The following is a 16,426-nucleotide window of genomic DNA, read 5'->3' as shown; positions in this document are numbered from 1 at the left end:
TTCTGTTAATGGTTTCATAATATTTCCGGATAGTACGATTTTACATTTCTGGTACTTCCTTGTAATAAGAAGTATTATGATAAAAAGAATCAAGCATAGTTTAGAATATCTTGTCGATAAAAGCAGTCGGAATAAAACATCTGAAGCAGAAGAAAATTTACTGAATGATTTTGCTTTAAACGAATATCAAAATTCAAATTGGGAGGAATCCTCGATGGGAAATTCGAATGAAGTTTCTCAAAATATATATGAAAATATTCAACTTAAAATAGGGAAGAAGAAAACCTTCAATCCTTATTTAAAATATATGGCAGCTGCCAGCATTCTTTTTCTTGCAGGTTTAGGATTTTTCTTAAAACCAAAAATTGCTGTCGAAAAGCAATTGACATTTAAAACATCAGATGTCCCCAAATCTATCAAATTAAGTGATGGCTCGGAAATTTATCTGGCAGCAAATTCATTGTTTCAATATCCTGAAAAGTTTGAGGGAGATGAAAGAAAGGTTTCATTATTAAAAGGAAATGCATTTTTTGAAATTGCCAAAGACAAAACGCATCCTTTTATTATTGCTTCGGGTGAAATCAAAACAAGGGTTGTGGGAACTTCATTTCACATTCAGCTTTCAAAATCAAAATGCGAAGTAATTGTCGTAACCGGAAAAGTAAATGTTTCAGGCAAAGGTCAAAGCGTGGATTTGGTTCCAAATGAAGAAGCTTTGTTTGAAGACGAAAAACTAAGTAAACAAATCGCTGATAAATCATTTTTGGTGAATTGGTATAATACTGATGTTACGCTAAATCAAACTACGCTTAAACAAGTAATTACAATTTTACAATATAAATACGGAGTTTCATTTCAATATAAAAACAAGCTCGTATTAGCAACGCCGTTAACGGTATTCATCAAGAAGGACGCATCATTAGAGAATGTTTTAGAACAAATTAATTACATCACAAACCTAAAATTTAAAGTTTATGGCGAAATAGTAAAAGTAGATTAAAAACAAAAAAGCAGTTGCTGAGAACAACTGCGATTAATAATTAAGTATCGTAAAAAAAACCAATAACTTAAATCATGTATTTTAAACTTACCTATTTAAATCTAAAGAGAATCGTCTTTTTAGTACTGGCTTTACTGGCCTTGCAAAGTGGTTACAGTAAAACTAATTTCCCAAAAGAATCGAAGGATTCAAAAGTAAACAATAAAATAGAAAAAGCGACGCTTGTTTCTATTTTCTCAAAATTAAGCGCTCAAACGGACTATAAATTTAGTTACGGACAAGCTATTATCGCTGATAATACTACTTATACGGTTAATTATACAAATGAATCTATCGCTTTAATTTTAAGTGATTTATCTAAAAAAGCTAATTTCAATTATAATATAAACGGCAAATTAGTTTTAATCCAAAAAACAATTGCGCCTAAAACAGTTACTAATAAAGTAGTTGACAGAATTAAGGTAAAAGGAAAAATTGTTGACGAAAACAATGTGCCAATTCCAGGTGCGAGCGTTAAGGAAACAAGTTCATCAAACACAACGGTTTCTGATTTTGACGGAGTTTTTGAAATTACTGTTGGAGAAGGAAAAACTATTGAAGTTTCGTATGTGGGTTATAAAACGAAAATAGTTTCGGCACAAAATAGTTTTATGACGATTCAATTAGAGCCGGATACTGCTGAACTAAATGAGGTTTTGGTTGTTGGTTACGGTAAACAGGCTAAAAAAGATGTTACCGGAGCGGTTACTCAGCTTGAAGCGGCAAATTTTAAACAAGGAATTACAATTTCTCCTGACAATTTATTACAGGGAAAAGTTGCCGGAGTTCGTGTTGTAAGTACAAGTGGAGAACCTGGAGCAGGCGTAAATGTTACCATTCGTGGAGTTGGATCGATCAGAAGCGGAAGTACGCCTTTGTTCGTTGTTGATGGAGTTCCGCTAGCAAATGACGATGTAAGTCCTTCAGGAACTAATGTTGGTTTTGGAGCTTCGGCTGCAAAAAATCCTTTGAACTTTTTGAACAGCAGTGATATCGAATCGATTACGGTTTTAAAAGATGCTTCTGCGGCAGCGATTTACGGTGCAAGAGGATCTAACGGAGTTGTTTTGGTTACAACCAAAAAAGGATCAAAAGGCGAGGGAACTTTAACTTTTGATACGTATACAGGACTTTCGACTGTGGCTAATAAACTTGATGTTTTAAGTGCAGCTCAATATAGAGGTGCGATTAAAGAACCTGCTTTTGATCATGGTGGAAACACGGACTGGCAAGATGTAATTTACAGAACGGCGGTTACTAAAAATAATTCATTGTCATTTTCTAAACAAACTGAATCTGGAAATTATTATGCTTCTGTGGCGCAAATGGATCAGGAAGGTATTATTAGAAACAGTAATTTCAAGCGTATGTCAGGTAGAATTAATGCTGCCGAATCATTTTTGGACAACAAACGTTTAAAGGTAAAATTGAATCTTACGGCTAGTGAAACTAAAGATGACGGGGTTCCTACAAGTGATGACGGAGGTTCTAACGGTCAGTTGATTGTACACACTTTAATGGCAAACCCAACAAGATCTGTTTTTGATGCTAACGGAAATTACACGAATTTCAATATGAACGCGCACTATAATCCTGCTTATTTATTGAGCATTTATGAGGATCAAACGCGTACGTTAAGAGTATTGGGAAATATTGAAGCTTCGTTACGAATTTTTAATGGTTTAGAATATAAACTAAATATAGGTATTGACCGTTCAACGGCTGAGAGAAATACTACGATTTACCCGAACGTTACAGATTTAAATCCAAAAGGGAAATATGTTCAAAACAATTTAGATTCTAAAAACTCTCTGGTAGAACATTATTTGACTTATAATTTATCATTGGATAAACATAAATTTGAGGTTTTAGGAGGTTTCTCTTATCAAAAATTTGAAAGTTCAGGAACGAGTTTCAGTATTGACGGAATCGCTGCTCAGGGAGTTGGGATTAAACCATCAATTAATCCTGGTTTTAAAGGAACGCAATCCGGAACTACTGGTTATGCTCAGGAAAATGAGTTGCAATCTTATTTTGGAAGAGTAAATTATACTTTCAATAACAAATATCTTTTAACGGCTTCGATGAGAGCTGATGGTTCAACTCGTTTTGGAGATAATAATAAATACGGTTACTTTCCGTCAGCTGCGTTAGGATGGAATATTTCTAAAGAAAGTTTCCTGGAAAATGTAACTGCCATAAACAACTTAAAATTAAGAACGAGTTGGGGACAAACTGGAAATCAGGAAGTTCAAAACAAATTGACTAAGGCAAGTTATTCTTTATCCGGACCGGATGGATATTATTTGTATGATGATTTGAATCTGGTAAACGGAGTTTCTGTAACGAGAACTGCAAATCCTGATTTAAAATGGGAAGTTGTTACACAATACAATGTAGGTTTAGATTTCAATTTATGGGGTGATAAACTGTATGGAACTCTTGATTATTTCAACAAAACAACTACAGATGCGATCTTAAACGTTCCTTCAAGTCCTTTAAAACCAACAACAACGGTGTGGACAAATATTGATGGAAAAATCGTTAACAAAGGTTTTGAGTTTATGCTGGGTTCAAAATTAGTTGATACTAAAAACTTTAGCTGGAATATCGATATGAATGGTGCAACATTAAAAAATAAAATCGAAGACTTGCCAGTTTCAGAAATCTTAACAGGAACTATTTCAGGTCCCGGACAATCCGGAGTAAATGCAAACATCTACAAAAGCGGTTATGCGGCAGGTTCCTTTTATTTGTTAGAGCATATTGGTTTTGACAGTAAAGGCGGAAATATTTTTAAAGATCAAAACGGAGACGGTAAAATTGATAACAGCGACAGAGTAATTATCGAAGGAGCATTACCAACTTTTTACTACGGTTTTAATAGTGATATGAAATACAAAAACTTTACATTCTCATTCTCTATCATTGGTCAAACAGGAGGATATTTGTTGAATAATACAGGATTGAATGCATTGAATATAAACAACTTAGCCTCTGACCGAAATGTGGCTACAGGATATTATGAATCTGGTGCAAATGCAACAAACTCACCAATTTTATCGACATTATTCTTAGAAAAATCAGATTTTATTAGATTGAATACTGCACGTATTGGTTACAATTTTGATCTAAAAGGAGTAAACTGGTTAAACGGACTGACTCTTTATATTACTGGTCAAAATTTAATCACAATTACAAATTATACAGGTTACGATCCGTTAATCAACAGTCCGAAATCAAACGGAGGAAACCAATCTATTGGTATTGATTACGCTAGTTATCCAACTTCCAGAACTTTTAGTTTCGGAGCAACTTTAAAATTATAACAATGAAGACAAAGACATTTTTTAGCCTAAAAATTATAACGATATTCTCTTTTATTTTTCTCTTAAACAGTTGTACAGACCTTGACGAAGTTGTATTAGATGAAAAATTAGGAACCGATGCTACAGATCCTGCCGGTGCTCTTGCCGCAGCTTATGACAGACTTGGAGACGGAACTTTTACAGATCACGGAGCCGTTTTTTCAATGCAGGAATATACTACAGATGAAGCTATTTTACCAACCCGCGGAAGTGACTGGGGAGATGGTGGAAAATGGAGAGATATGCACGAGTTTACATGGACTTCAAGTAACGCCATTATAGTAGGGAACTGGGATTTATTGACTAACGGGATAACTCGTTCTTTGACTGCAATTAAATCAGCGCAAGAAAGTACTTTTCCGGAAAAGGCATTATTTTTAGCCGAATCAAAAGCACTTTTAGCCTATTATACTTATACTACATTAGATTTATACGGGCAAGCTCCATTTAGAGATCCTTTAAATGTAGATGCACCTTTGCAAATTTTAAAAGCTGAGACTGAGATTGACAAATTAATAACTGATGTTGAAGCTTTATTACCAAATTTAGCTGACATTGGTACACAACGTACTTACCACGGAAGATTCACAAAGCAAGCTGCTTATGCTTTTTTAAGCACAATGTATTTGAATCGTGCCGTATTTAAAGACCGTTATAATGCTTCATCTAGTTTCAATTTTAATGAACCAGCTGTTGCCGGAAGCACAGGAACAGATATGGACCGTGTTATTTATTATACATCATTATTAATTGATTCTGGAAAATTTAGTTTAGAAAGTGATTTTTTCAAAAATTTCGCAAGAGATAATGATAATGGAAAGGAACTTATTTTCGCCATATCTCAAAAAATAGATTACATCCGTAATGGTTCAAACAGTTTTGCTTATGTGTGTATGGAGCGTAACCAAAGAACATCTGCTGCAAACAGAGGAACAAATGCCGCTTGTACAACTCCGGAATTTTATGCAACATGGGATGGTAATCACGATGATCCAAGATTTGAACAGCATTATCAATATGCTGACGGAACATGGTTTATGAATGATGGTACAGATGTAAGCGTTCCGGCTACAGATATTGTACCTAAAAGCAGTCCGGCGTTGCCTTGGTTCCATTTTAACAGAGGAATTCAGGCGGGACTTCAATACGGTCCAATATTATTAGCTTCAGGATCTCTTGAAATGGCAGGAAACCGTATCAAAGTATCTCCATTAGTTATGGAAAAAAGTACCGGTACAAGAATGAATTTTACACCATCATTAACATTTGCAGATCCTACTAAATCTGTATTTGCTCAAAATGAAATCAATCAGGGAGCTCGTGTTTTTAAATACGAATTTGATCCCGAAGGAGGAAATGGTAATAGCAATGTCGATATTCCGTTGTTCCGTTTAGGTGGAATTTATGCAATGAGAGCCGAGGCCTACTTTAGAAAAGGAAACACAGGTTTAGCCATGATCAATCTTAATAAATTGCGTACAAGCAGAAAAAGAGAATCGTTATTTGGGAATGCTCCTGGAAAAGCGCTTATTTCCTTAGATTCACAGCAATTATATAAAGAATTAGGTTTCGAATTGTATTGGGAATTACAAAGAAGACCACAAAGCATTCGTTTTGGAAAATTTGATTTACCAGGAACTGCAAAAGCTGCTTCTCAACCCTTTAGAAGAGCATTTCCAATTCCGCAAACAGTAATTGACCAAAAAGTGTTTCAACAAAATCAAGGATATAATTAAGTTTTTGTGTTAGTTTATTTTTTTTTTACAAAGAGCCTGTTTCGAAAGATTCAGGCTTTTTTTCATTATATCTGTGCTGTAATGTATGAGGCATTTTACGCTCTATCAGAAACCTTTGAACCTTTGTAACTCTGAACTTTTGTGCCTTAAAAATTTGGGCGTGCCACCATCCCGATAAGAGGGCAAAATTACTGTGCGCATATACGCCCTCTTATCGGCATGCTGTCGGGCTTTCGCTGCTACTTCGGTAGCTTAGCTCTATCACTCACGCAAAACTTTGGGCATTCAATAAACATTTGTATTAAATTAAATTTAGGATGCACACTTTGTGTTAGACGCACTGCTGTGCGTCTCTACGATTCCAATCTTTGGCAATTTTTGCACATAACCGACAATATAATATCCACATCGTTAATCGTAGGGGCGCACAGCAGTGCGTCTCCCGTTCCAATTGGCAAATTCCTAAAAAACAATTTTCGCCAGTTTTATTTAATTCTACAACCGCAATCTGCTTTTATTCATTTAAATTATCGACGTTAATGATTTCGTTAATATTCCTATCTTTAAAGAATAAAGTAATTTATAATAAAAAAAACCAGCATTTATGTATGTAAATAAAAACTTCAGTTTTAAGACACTTGTAAAATTCACAGGCTGGTATTTACTGGCGATTGTATTCTGGATGTCGTTTATATTTTTTATTTATAGATTTCTGAATATCACATTTATAGCGATTCCGTGGGCAAGTGTCGGAATAATAGGCACAGCCGTTTCCTTCTACATTGGTTTCAAAAATTACGAAGCATATGAGAGAATGTGGGAAGCTCGCAAAATTTGGGGCGCGATTCTTAATGTAAGCAGAATGTGGGGAGCTAGTTTGCGTGGTTACATAAAAAATCAATTTGCAGATCAATTACTTTCTAATGAAGAGCAGAATGCAATAATCAAAAAGCTAATTTACAGACATATAAGTTATGTGTACACTTTAAGGGATCAATTATTAGTTCCAATGCCGTGGGAACATTTGAGCAATCAATCTTTTATAACGCATGTCAACAATAAAAGGCTGAAGAAATTTGGAATTGATATGCTTGAAGATGATCTGCTACAGGAAGTTTTTAAAAAATACTTACCAAAAGAAGAATATGAAGATCTCAAAAGGTATTCTAATATGGCGACACATATAATTGATTTACAGTCACAAAGCCTGATGCAAATCAGGAAAGACAATCTTATTAGTGATTTATACCATATAGAATTACAAAAACTGCTAAATGAATTATATTCAGAACAAGGCAAAGCAGAACGAATAAAAAAGTTTCCTCTGCCAAGGCCATACGCCTATGTAAGTGTTGTATTTGTACTGATTTTTATTACTGTTTTACCTTTAGGCTTAATAAAAGAATTTGACAGATTAGGAGGGAGTGGCAGTTGGTTATTTATTCCCATCGTAAGTATTATAGCGTGGATTTTTTTATTGATGGAACTAGTAGGAGATTATTCAGAAAACCCTTTTGAAGGTTTGGGAAATGATATTCCTATGTTTTCCCTTTGCAGATCGATTGAAATTGATTTGAAAGAAATGATAGACGACAAAGATATTCCTGAACCTATTGCGGTGAGAAATGGAGTTCTGATGTAATATGGTTTTATATATTTAATCCATTTGAATTTTTATACAATGCGCATTATCGACAACATAATCTTTGCCGATTTATTTAATTTAAAATTATCGAATTTATCGATTAAAATTTCCGACACCATATTCTACAATGTATTATCGACCAACAAAATCGTAGAGGCGCACAGCAGTGCGTCTCCGTTCCAATTGGCACGTTCAAAACGATCAAATTGGTACGTAAAAAACCTTGTGTTAGACGCACTGCTGTGCGTCTCTACGATTCCAATCTTTGGCAATCTTTGCCGATTTATTTAATTTAAAATTATCGACCCCGATATTTTCATCAATCTTTGTGGAATAATTGTATGAATTCACAACAAATTATCGACCACGCATATCGTAGAGGCGCACAGCAGTGCGTCTCCGTTCCAACTGGCACGTTCCAAAAAAACATAAAAACGATTTGGTATGTAAAAACCTTGTGTTAGACGCACTGCGGTGCGTCTCTACGATTCCAATCTTTGGCAATCTTTGCCGATTTATTTAATTTAAAATTATCGACACGATATTTTCATCAATCTTTGTGGAATAATTGTATGAATTCACAACAATTATCGACCACGCATATCGTAGAGGCGCACAGCAGTGTGTCTCCGTTCCAATTGGCACGTTCAAAACGATCAAATTTGTACGTAAAAAACCTTGTGTTAGACGCACTGCTGTGCGTCTCTACGATTCCCATCTTTGGGAATCTTTGTGGAATAATTGTATGAAATCACAACAATTATCGACCACGCATATCGTAGAGGCGCACAGCAGTGCGTCTCCGTTCCAATTGGCACGACCTACAATTAAGGCGACCTACAAAAACATCCTAAAAAACCTTTGTCTCTCAGAACCTTAGCGCCTTAGTACCTTTTTCAAAAACCACATCGTTATTTTATAAAAATTGAATAATAGGATATAACGTACCACATGTATTATCTAATTAAATTTGGAGGTAAATTTTCTCTTATGTGTAAAAAAAATACACAATAAATACAATTAGCAACAATTCAAAAAATATAAAAATGATACATCAAATTGATACAACAGACAATATTGTAGCTTTTAGAGCTTTAGCCGAAGTAACCAAAGACGATTTTTTAACCGCAGTTATTCCAGCTGTTGAAGGCTTAATAAAGCGAACAAACGAAATCAACTTTTTATTGGTGCTTGATACCGATATTCAGAATTTTACTGCGGGCGCCTGGCTTCAGGATGCATTATTAGGATTAAAACATTTAGGGAAATGGAACAGAGCAGCCATAGTAACAGATTCTGAAGAAATAATCACCTTCACAAACGGATTTAGTTATGTGGTTCCAGGAGAATTTAAAGGATTTAAAAAACTGGATTTCAATAAAGCTTTAAATTGGGTCGAAGGAAATATACACGTTAAATAATTCACATTGATTATTTCAAATTAAATAAAAGGTTGTCCTGAATTAGGCAACCTATTTTTTTGCATATTGCTTTGTTGTGAAATTTAAACCAATCTTTGAAGATGTGCTAACGAAGATTCTTCCTTCGTCAGAAAGATAATATTATTAAAGTATTAAAAAAAAGCCACGAATTCGCGAATCTTTTATAGCTGATGATGTAGCATAAATTCGTGAATTCGTGGCTGACAAATATTTCTTTATAATTGTTCAGTATCGGAGGGATTTAAAATTTACAATAAAGTAAAATCTTACAGAATAAAGTTAGTGATTATATTCAATACCACTACTATCAGTAAGTTCTTTTTTTGCTTTAGAAACTTTAGTAATTTGTTTGTAACAAGCTGATGCTAGTAATGGTACTGCAAGACTTCCAACAACTGCCGCTATTTTATTTTGTCCTGCTTTTTTTAGAACAGCACCAATAATCAGTGAACTAACTCCGGCACATATTAAATGTTTAACAGAAAGATTTGGTAATTTGTTTCCCGTTGTATCCGGCGTAATTCCGTGCAATAATGGATCTATAAAATTTAAATTTTCCATAGTTTTTTTTAATTTATTAAGTTAGACTTTTTTATATAGACAGCTTTTCGCTATCGGTTTCATTTTCAATTTTTTCAATTTCGACTTTTTCTTTTTTAATAGCTTGTCTTAAAAGAGCAAAAAGACTCATATAAGCATTAGCCATAAAAACAAGCGAAAATCCTGCCAAAATATAGCCACGCCAATCATTTAGCAAAAGTTTATAATTCGTAAAGATTAAAAAAGCAATTGTGACATAATGGCTAAAACAATATTCGCATGTAAAAAGATAAAAAGCTTTTCTGGACCAGATTGTCTTATCGTTTTTGGCATGTTTGACAAACCATTCACGAGGTTCCTTAAATATTTCTTCATGTGTTACAGTCCAGCTGATACAAGCTATAGGAATAGCAAGAATAAATAGCCAGATGATTTGAATTGTGATATCCATGTTACAAATGCATTTTTAAATCAGTTATAATTGTTTAAAACCAATTCAATAAAATTACTGAAATAAGGACAGGAAAAATTATATAGTTTTACTTTTTTCTTATAAAATTTCCTGACAGATCTCAAGTGCAAAAAATAACCGCCAAGTTGAAGTCTTAACGGTTGTCTAATTACAATATGTCATAATGTCTAGAAATTGTCCGAATTTGTACTCGGAAAAGGATCGTGAGAAACCTCGTCTAAATCTTCATCGATATCTCGTAAATTTTCTTCATTTTCAGAATCATCGTCGTCAAGATCTCCGTCTTTTTCAAGTGAATCATCAAGATCATCCGGATCTTCATCATTTGTTATTTGATCTTCTCCATTCAGGATTGGTTCTTCGCCGGGATTATTTTCATTTCGGTTATAATCATTAGTTTCATGATTAACATCTGTATATTCTTCCTGAATTTGATATTTATCCTGTTGATTTGCATTTTCTTTTTCAATAAGAGTATCTAAGTCCTGCTTAAAATCACGATTTTCATGACCGTAATTTTGATTGTTTCCATTTTCCATAATACTATATTTTTTGAATTGATTATTTTTTATTTAGCAATTGTTAATTACAAAGCTAGTTCCAAATCATTCCAAATACATTACAGAAAAATAAATTCTAATTGTATAATTTACAGTATCAATAAATAAATTTTTCATGGCAAAAGAAATTCTAATAAACCAAAAAACGAATTTATTGATGCAATTTTTGAATATTTGATAATTACTATTCTCTTTGAAATGAATATTATTATTTTGATTTTTATTTAGAAATCTTTAATTTGGTTCTAAATTTTTAGACGATTAAAAAGACTACATTTACCAAGATCCCATAATTTACAAAAAGTAAGTTAGAAGGTGTTTTATAAATGATATTAGAAAATTACAGAAAGATTTTCTCCTGTTATTTCAAAACCTTTTCTTAGAATTGGAATTCTGTTATAGTACCTGTTTTTTTACGTTTGCTGAATCTCAGTAAACAAGCGGCAAATCGTCCAAATATAAAATTTTTATTTACCATAAAATTATAATGACTACAAATTTGGGTTTCTCTACTTCCGTAGATTTTTTAGAAAAATTAAAGAATCAGACAGCACAAGCACATAAAAAATTGGAAAGTCTTCCGGTTTCAGCCTCAATACTTTCTCCAAATATGGAGATGGGAGACTATTACAATTACTTATCTCTTATGTATGACGTGCATATAAGCATTCAGGAAGTTGTTTTTCCTTTATTGGCAGATCTTATTCCTGATTTAAAAGAAAGAGAAAAAACACAACTTATTAATGATGACTTTGCCTATTTAAATTACAAAAAAAACAAAACAATACCAGTTTTAACAAAAAGCGATATCAGCATTCCATTTGCACTCGGAATATTGTATGTTGTCGAAGGATCTTCGCTCGGAGGTCGCTTTATTTTAAAAAATTTAGAAACAATTCCGGGACTAGATCATCAAAAAGGAGTTGCATATTTTACAGGATATGGCAATAAAACAGGAAGTTACTGGAAAAATTTTCTAAACATTCTGACTTCATATCAAGAACAAAACAATAATGAAGACGAAATTATCAAAGGCGCAGTTTATGCTTTTGATTGCATTTATAATCATTTTTTGAATACAGTCAATAATGAAAATTAAAGACATAGTAAATCGCGATCTGGTCACATTAACAAATTGTGAGCACGAGCCCATACATATTCCGGGAAGTATTCAGCCGCATGGTTTTTTATTAGGAATTACTTTAGACTGGAAAATTGACTTTTGCACACCCAATATTTCTTCGTATCTGGATTTAGCTTATGATAAAATATTAGGTCATAAAATCAGTGAAATTTTTGGAGCGCAGGCACAAAAAGAATTGTATGATTATGTACACAATCAAAAAGTTCCACCTGTATTTCCTTTAGAAATTTTACTTCAGGGAAAACAATTTCAGATAAACATACATAAAAGCGGGGCAATTTATATCCTTGAAGCAGAACCGCAATCAACCGGAAAAGAACAACTTGCTAATGTATACGCACAAACGATTCAGTTTGTGTCAAATATGAACAACACGCGTTCCCTCAAAGAATTATGCGCACTTGTTGCCGAAGGAACCCGTGAAATAACCGGTTACGATCGGGTAATGATTTATCGTTTTGATGCGGATTATAACGGTGAAATTTATGCCGAAAATTGCCGGGAAGACCTGGAACCATTTTTGGGACTTCATTATCCGCATACTGATATTCCTGTTCAGGCGAGGGAATTATACATGAAAAACCAAATGCGGCTTATAGTTGATATTGGTTACGAGCCGGTTCCTATTTTTACAATCGATGATCAGGAAAATAAAAACCTTGATCTGAGCCTTTCAACACTTAGAAGCACATCGCCGATACATGTAGAATATCTAAAAAATATGGGCGTTGGTGCAACGCTTACCATTTCGTTAATACACCACGACAGATTATGGGGACTTATTGCGTGTCACCATTATTCGCCTAAAAATATTTCTCCCGAAATTAGATTAGCAGCTAAACTTCAGGGACAATTTATTACCTCGCAAATTGATTTGCGACAATCAAATGACGAGTATGAAATTGCCCGTAAAACCGGTAAAGCCCTGGAGCGATTAACCGCCTTAAGTATCGCTTTAGAAAATGACTCGTTTGATGTAATTTGCAGCAATCCTGAATTATTAAAACTTTGTAATGCGAGTGGAGTTTCTATTTCTATTGGAGATAAATTGCATAAAAATGGACTCACGCCAACAAATGAAAAGATCGAAAAAATCATTTCAAGCATGCATGCTTATGAACACAACAGAACATTTTGTACCAATAAATTAAGTAATTTTATACCTGATTTAGACGGATATCAAGAAGTTTCGGGTATTATTTATCACTCGCTTGGTAATGGCAATAATATTATTTGGTACAGACCGGAAACCGTTGCAGAGATTAATTGGGCTGGAGATCCTGAAAAAGCAATTATTATTGACAGCAACGGATTACATCCCAGAAATTCATTTAATTTATGGAAACAAATTATTCAGCATCAAAGTAAAATTTGGCTCCTGCCAGAATTAAATGCAGCAGCAAGTTATGCGCATTTTCTTCAAAACCAAATCATTATGCTGTTGCTAAGTGAAGAAGAAGAAAAATACCGAAACTTAAGTGATGTATTGCACGAAACAAATTTAGAGCTTGAAAATATCAACTGGATCAGCACACACGATTTACAGGAACCTTTGCGGAAGATTCAGTTTATTGCGTCAAAAGTGCTTTCAGATACTAATGAAATTCCATCTGTTGCGATTATAGATTCGTTACAGCGCGTGACAAAGTCAGCCAACAGAATGCAGAATTTATTGGTTGATATTCTAAAATATACCCGAATAAAACATACAAAAGGATCGCTGCAAAAAGTGAATTTAAATCATATTCTCGAAGAAACTTTGCAGGATATGAAAGAAATAATTATAGAGAACAATGCAACTTTAGAAAGTCAAAGTTTGCCGGATGTTCATGCCGTTCCGTTTTTAATGAAGCAGTTATTCTCAAATATTTTACACAATTCCTTAAAATATGCTTCGCTAAAAAGAGATTCTGTCATTAAAATAACAGCTTCACAAAAACCGGAAATAAACGAATATTCTAATAAAGTATATTGTCACTGGATCACTTTTACAGACAACGGTATTGGCTTTGAACAAGAATATGCCGAGTCAATTTTTAAAATTTTTACCAGATTACATACCCTTGAAAAATACGATGGTTCAGGAGTAGGATTAGCATTGTGCAAAAAAATAATGCAAACCTGCCACGGAAATATTCGCGCAGTTGGTAAATTGAATGAAGGAACCGAAATTACAATCTATTTTCCTTGCGATCCTTTAGATTCATTAAGTAGTATGGAGTCTGAAATAGCAAAAAATAAAATCAGCGCAAACTAATTTGTTTTCAGAAGATTATACGATATGCTTTTAATTTTATTTAAAGTTAAAAGCATAATCGTAAATAAAAGTAATGGCTATTTTTAAACCATTGCTATTTATAACATCAAGTTTTCCGTTTAAATCTTGGCTTAAACCTTCCATTGATTTCATTTCCAGAGAATTATATTTTGAATGTCGATTTTACCGTCAATTCCAATTACAAAGGAACCATTCACGATTTCGGATTATTGAATTCTTTAGCCGAAATTCCTCAGACAAAATCTTTGTCATTCATGCGGGTGCAGAACTTAGGAAAATATCTTTTTAAAAAATAATCGAATTACTTAAATTCAAATAAACCATACCAATCTTAAAAATTTAAGTTTTGGTATGGTTTTTTTGTTGAAATCCAAAATTTAAAAAAAATAAACTTTGTGACTTTGGGGCAAATTTGTACTCATTAAACTTTTATTAACAAAAACTAAAATGGCATTAGTTTATATTTGTAAGGCAAAAATTAATTTTAGCACAAGCAAATATGAAAATCCACGCATTTAAAATTTATACTTTTTTATTCTTTGCTTTTTCAGTCGCAGGATACAGTCAAAATGTAAAGTTGATTAACATCGATCAATTGAACGAAAGAATCAAAAACGGAAAAGACAGTACGTATGTTGTGAATTTTTGGGCAACCTGGTGCGCGCCTTGTATAAAGGAATTACCTCATTTTGAAAAACTGAATAGCGAATTTAAATCAGAAAAATTAGCGGTTTTATTGATTAGTGTTGATTTTAAATCAAAACTGACTTCGGCTGTGATTCCGTTTGTGAAGAGAAAAAACATGCAAAGTCAAGTTTTTCTTCTGAATGAAAGTAATCCGCAGGAATATATTGACCGAATCGACAAAGGATGGTCAGGAAGTATTCCGGCAACGATTTTTATAAAAGGCGATAAAAGAAATTTTATCGAATCTGAACTTACCTACGAACAATTATTAACTGAATATAAAAAACTATAAATTATGCAAAAGTTCATTACTACAATCACGATACTGGTATTTAGTATCTTATTTGCTCACGCACAATCTACTACGCTAAAAGCGGGAGAACCGGCACCGGAATTTAAGCTAAAGAATGTTGAGGGTAAAGAAATTTCTTTTGCAAGTTTTCCAAAAGCGAAAGGTTTTATTGTTGTTTTTACTTGTAATACTTGCCCTTATGCGGTTGCTTATGAACAAAGAATTATTGAATTAGATAAAAAATTCAAGCCACAAGGATATCCTGTAATTGCAATTAACCCAAATGATCCCGAAGCTTCTAAAGCCGACGCTTTTGATAAAATGCAGCAATTGGCAAAAGATAAAAAATATCCTTTTCCTTATTTATTTGATCAGGGTCAAGTAATTACAGATAAATATGGTGCAAAACATACGCCGCATCTTTTCATCGTTTCAAAAACGACTAAAGGAAATGTTGTAGAATATGTAGGCGCAATCGATAATGATCCGGAAGGAACTAAAACCGAAAAAACAAAATATGCCGAAGATGTAATTGCAGCTTTAAAAAGCAATCAAAAACCCGCTATAACCGAAACTAAAGAAATTGGCTGTACGGTAAAAAGAAAAGCTAAGGCTTAAAATTATAGTTTGTGAAATATCCTGCAAGGTTTTTTCAACCTTGTAGGTATTATAATCGTAGAAATACGTATAAAATATCTATCTGCTTTTCAGTCATGTAGATATTAAAATAATAAATTACGTTTAAAAAATATACCTACGAGGTTGAAAAAACCTTGCAGGAAAGCAAAGCGACATTTAACAAATTGTCTTCTGTGGGAATTACCGGTAATATTTATTTTTCCCATTTTATTTATTCTTTTACAAACTTTTTAGTTTCTTCATAAAGACAGGAAATACTTCGTTCAATTCATCAAAAAGTGGATTTTTACGGTGTTTCAGTTTTATTTCACTAAATAATTTTAATCCAATTGCAAATTGTGCTGCTTCGTTTGGATCTTCAAAAATGTTTTTATCTTTTATTCTTTCTATAATCCCGAAGATTTCATCGTGATTGTCAAATTGTAATCCGAGTTCTTTTGCGGGTTCGGTTTCACCGTTTGCATATTCTTTTAGACTTAATGTCAAATAATATTTGTTTGATTTTTTTTCCATTTTTATATTAAATTTTATTCTGTAGTTTTTAAATATCGGCGAGCATAATTGAAGGCTTTTACAAATGTTTT

13 protein-coding genes are annotated in these 16,426 nt (G+C 33.3%); 9 read left to right on the top strand and 4 right to left on the bottom strand.

All coding sequences use genetic code 11. The features are described 5' to 3' along the window. The first annotated feature begins 76 nt into the window (after window positions 1-76). The 5 genes from ACHZDT_RS01200 (at window position 77) to ACHZDT_RS01180 (ending at window position 9,209) form a co-directional block, all read left to right on the top strand. Window positions 77-1,000 (top strand): FecR family protein, encoded by a 924-nt coding sequence (locus ACHZDT_RS01200; RefSeq protein WP_394772838.1) that lies wholly within the window; start codon window positions 77-79, stop codon window positions 998-1,000. A 74-nt stretch (window positions 1,001-1,074) separates the two neighbouring features. Then, window positions 1,075-4,368, top strand: coding sequence for a SusC/RagA family TonB-linked outer membrane protein (locus ACHZDT_RS01195; protein WP_394772837.1), 3,294 nt, complete (start codon window positions 1,075-1,077; stop codon window positions 4,366-4,368). Between the two features lie 2 nt (window positions 4,369-4,370). Next, on the top strand, window positions 4,371-6,143 hold the full coding sequence (locus tag ACHZDT_RS01190) for a RagB/SusD family nutrient uptake outer membrane protein (RefSeq protein ID WP_394772836.1): 1,773 nt from the start codon (window positions 4,371-4,373) through the stop codon (window positions 6,141-6,143). A 604-nt stretch (window positions 6,144-6,747) separates the two neighbouring features. After that, window positions 6,748-7,785, top strand: a complete 1,038-nt coding sequence (locus ACHZDT_RS01185; RefSeq protein WP_394772835.1) for a bestrophin family protein — start codon at window positions 6,748-6,750, stop codon at window positions 7,783-7,785. Between the two features lie 1,049 nt (window positions 7,786-8,834). Continuing rightward, the gene (locus ACHZDT_RS01180; protein ID WP_394772834.1) at window positions 8,835-9,209 is read left to right on the top strand and encodes an STAS/SEC14 domain-containing protein; all 375 of its coding nucleotides are present in this window, start codon (window positions 8,835-8,837) and stop codon (window positions 9,207-9,209) included. A gap of 300 nt (window positions 9,210-9,509) precedes the next feature. Here the strand turns inward: ACHZDT_RS01180 and ACHZDT_RS01175 are convergent, their stop codons facing one another. The 3 genes from ACHZDT_RS01175 to ACHZDT_RS01165 all read right to left on the bottom strand — a co-directional run bounded on the left by ACHZDT_RS01175 (window position 9,510) and on the right by ACHZDT_RS01165 (window position 10,781). After that, entirely contained in the window at window positions 9,510-9,791 is a 282-nt protein-coding gene (locus ACHZDT_RS01175) for a PrgI family protein (RefSeq protein WP_394772833.1), read from the bottom strand. A gap of 31 nt (window positions 9,792-9,822) precedes the next feature. Continuing rightward, window positions 9,823-10,221 (bottom strand): hypothetical protein, encoded by a 399-nt coding sequence (locus ACHZDT_RS01170; RefSeq protein WP_394772832.1) that lies wholly within the window; start codon window positions 10,219-10,221, stop codon window positions 9,823-9,825. A gap of 188 nt (window positions 10,222-10,409) precedes the next feature. Beyond that, window positions 10,410-10,781, bottom strand: coding sequence for a hypothetical protein (locus tag ACHZDT_RS01165; RefSeq protein ID WP_394772831.1), 372 nt, complete (start codon window positions 10,779-10,781; stop codon window positions 10,410-10,412). Between the two features lie 508 nt (window positions 10,782-11,289). On the opposite strand from ACHZDT_RS01165, the gene ACHZDT_RS01160 reads away from it, so the two are divergent. The 4 genes from ACHZDT_RS01160 to ACHZDT_RS01145 all read left to right on the top strand — a co-directional run bounded on the left by ACHZDT_RS01160 (window position 11,290) and on the right by ACHZDT_RS01145 (window position 15,821). Then, window positions 11,290-11,901: a biliverdin-producing heme oxygenase gene (locus ACHZDT_RS01160; protein WP_394772830.1), complete on the top strand. Its 612-nt coding sequence runs from the start codon at window positions 11,290-11,292 to the stop codon at window positions 11,899-11,901. Then, window positions 11,891-14,203 (top strand): ATP-binding protein, encoded by a 2,313-nt coding sequence (locus tag ACHZDT_RS01155; protein ID WP_394772829.1) that lies wholly within the window; start codon window positions 11,891-11,893, stop codon window positions 14,201-14,203. The genes ACHZDT_RS01160 and ACHZDT_RS01155 overlap by 11 nt, the downstream gene beginning before the upstream one ends. A gap of 520 nt (window positions 14,204-14,723) precedes the next feature. Further along, a complete protein-coding gene (locus tag ACHZDT_RS01150; RefSeq protein WP_394772828.1) occupies window positions 14,724-15,203 on the top strand; it encodes a TlpA family protein disulfide reductase in 480 nt (159 codons plus the stop codon). A gap of 3 nt (window positions 15,204-15,206) precedes the next feature. After that, entirely contained in the window at window positions 15,207-15,821 is a 615-nt protein-coding gene (locus ACHZDT_RS01145) for a thioredoxin family protein (RefSeq protein WP_394772827.1), read from the top strand. Window positions 15,822-16,061: 240 nt separating this feature from the next. Here the strand turns inward: ACHZDT_RS01145 and ACHZDT_RS01140 are convergent, their stop codons facing one another. Beyond that, entirely contained in the window at window positions 16,062-16,355 is a 294-nt protein-coding gene (locus tag ACHZDT_RS01140) for a DUF3861 domain-containing protein (RefSeq protein WP_394772826.1), read from the bottom strand. Between the last annotated feature and the right edge of the window lie 71 nt (window positions 16,356-16,426).

This window comes from Flavobacterium sp. (assembly GCF_043722275.1).
Taxonomy (GTDB): Bacteria; Bacteroidota; Bacteroidia; order Flavobacteriales; family Flavobacteriaceae; genus Flavobacterium.
This window is presented reverse-complemented; position numbering and strand designations above follow the sequence as displayed.

Bases quoted from the DNA above. Each gene is read 5' to 3' on its own strand.
- ACHZDT_RS01200 (WP_394772838.1), top strand. From the start codon at position 77: ATGATAAAAAGAATCAAGCATAGTTTAGAATATCTTGTCGATAAAAGC.
- ACHZDT_RS01170 (WP_394772832.1), bottom strand. From the start codon at position 10,221: ATGGATATCACAATTCAAATCATCTGGCTATTTATTCTTGCTATTCCT.
- ACHZDT_RS01190 (WP_394772836.1), top strand. From the start codon at position 4,371: ATGAAGACAAAGACATTTTTTAGCCTAAAAATTATAACGATATTCTCT.
- ACHZDT_RS01180 (WP_394772834.1), top strand. From the start codon at position 8,835: ATGATACATCAAATTGATACAACAGACAATATTGTAGCTTTTAGAGCT.
- ACHZDT_RS01195 (WP_394772837.1), top strand. From the start codon at position 1,075: ATGTATTTTAAACTTACCTATTTAAATCTAAAGAGAATCGTCTTTTTA.
- ACHZDT_RS01145 (WP_394772827.1), top strand. From the start codon at position 15,207: ATGCAAAAGTTCATTACTACAATCACGATACTGGTATTTAGTATCTTA.
- ACHZDT_RS01150 (WP_394772828.1), top strand. From the start codon at position 14,724: ATGAAAATCCACGCATTTAAAATTTATACTTTTTTATTCTTTGCTTTT.
- ACHZDT_RS01160 (WP_394772830.1), top strand. From the start codon at position 11,290: ATGACTACAAATTTGGGTTTCTCTACTTCCGTAGATTTTTTAGAAAAA.
- ACHZDT_RS01140 (WP_394772826.1), bottom strand. From the start codon at position 16,355: ATGGAAAAAAAATCAAACAAATATTATTTGACATTAAGTCTAAAAGAA.
- ACHZDT_RS01175 (WP_394772833.1), bottom strand. From the start codon at position 9,791: ATGGAAAATTTAAATTTTATAGATCCATTATTGCACGGAATTACGCCG.
- ACHZDT_RS01185 (WP_394772835.1), top strand. From the start codon at position 6,748: ATGTATGTAAATAAAAACTTCAGTTTTAAGACACTTGTAAAATTCACA.
- ACHZDT_RS01165 (WP_394772831.1), bottom strand. From the start codon at position 10,781: ATGGAAAATGGAAACAATCAAAATTACGGTCATGAAAATCGTGATTTT.
- ACHZDT_RS01155 (WP_394772829.1), top strand. From the start codon at position 11,891: ATGAAAATTAAAGACATAGTAAATCGCGATCTGGTCACATTAACAAAT.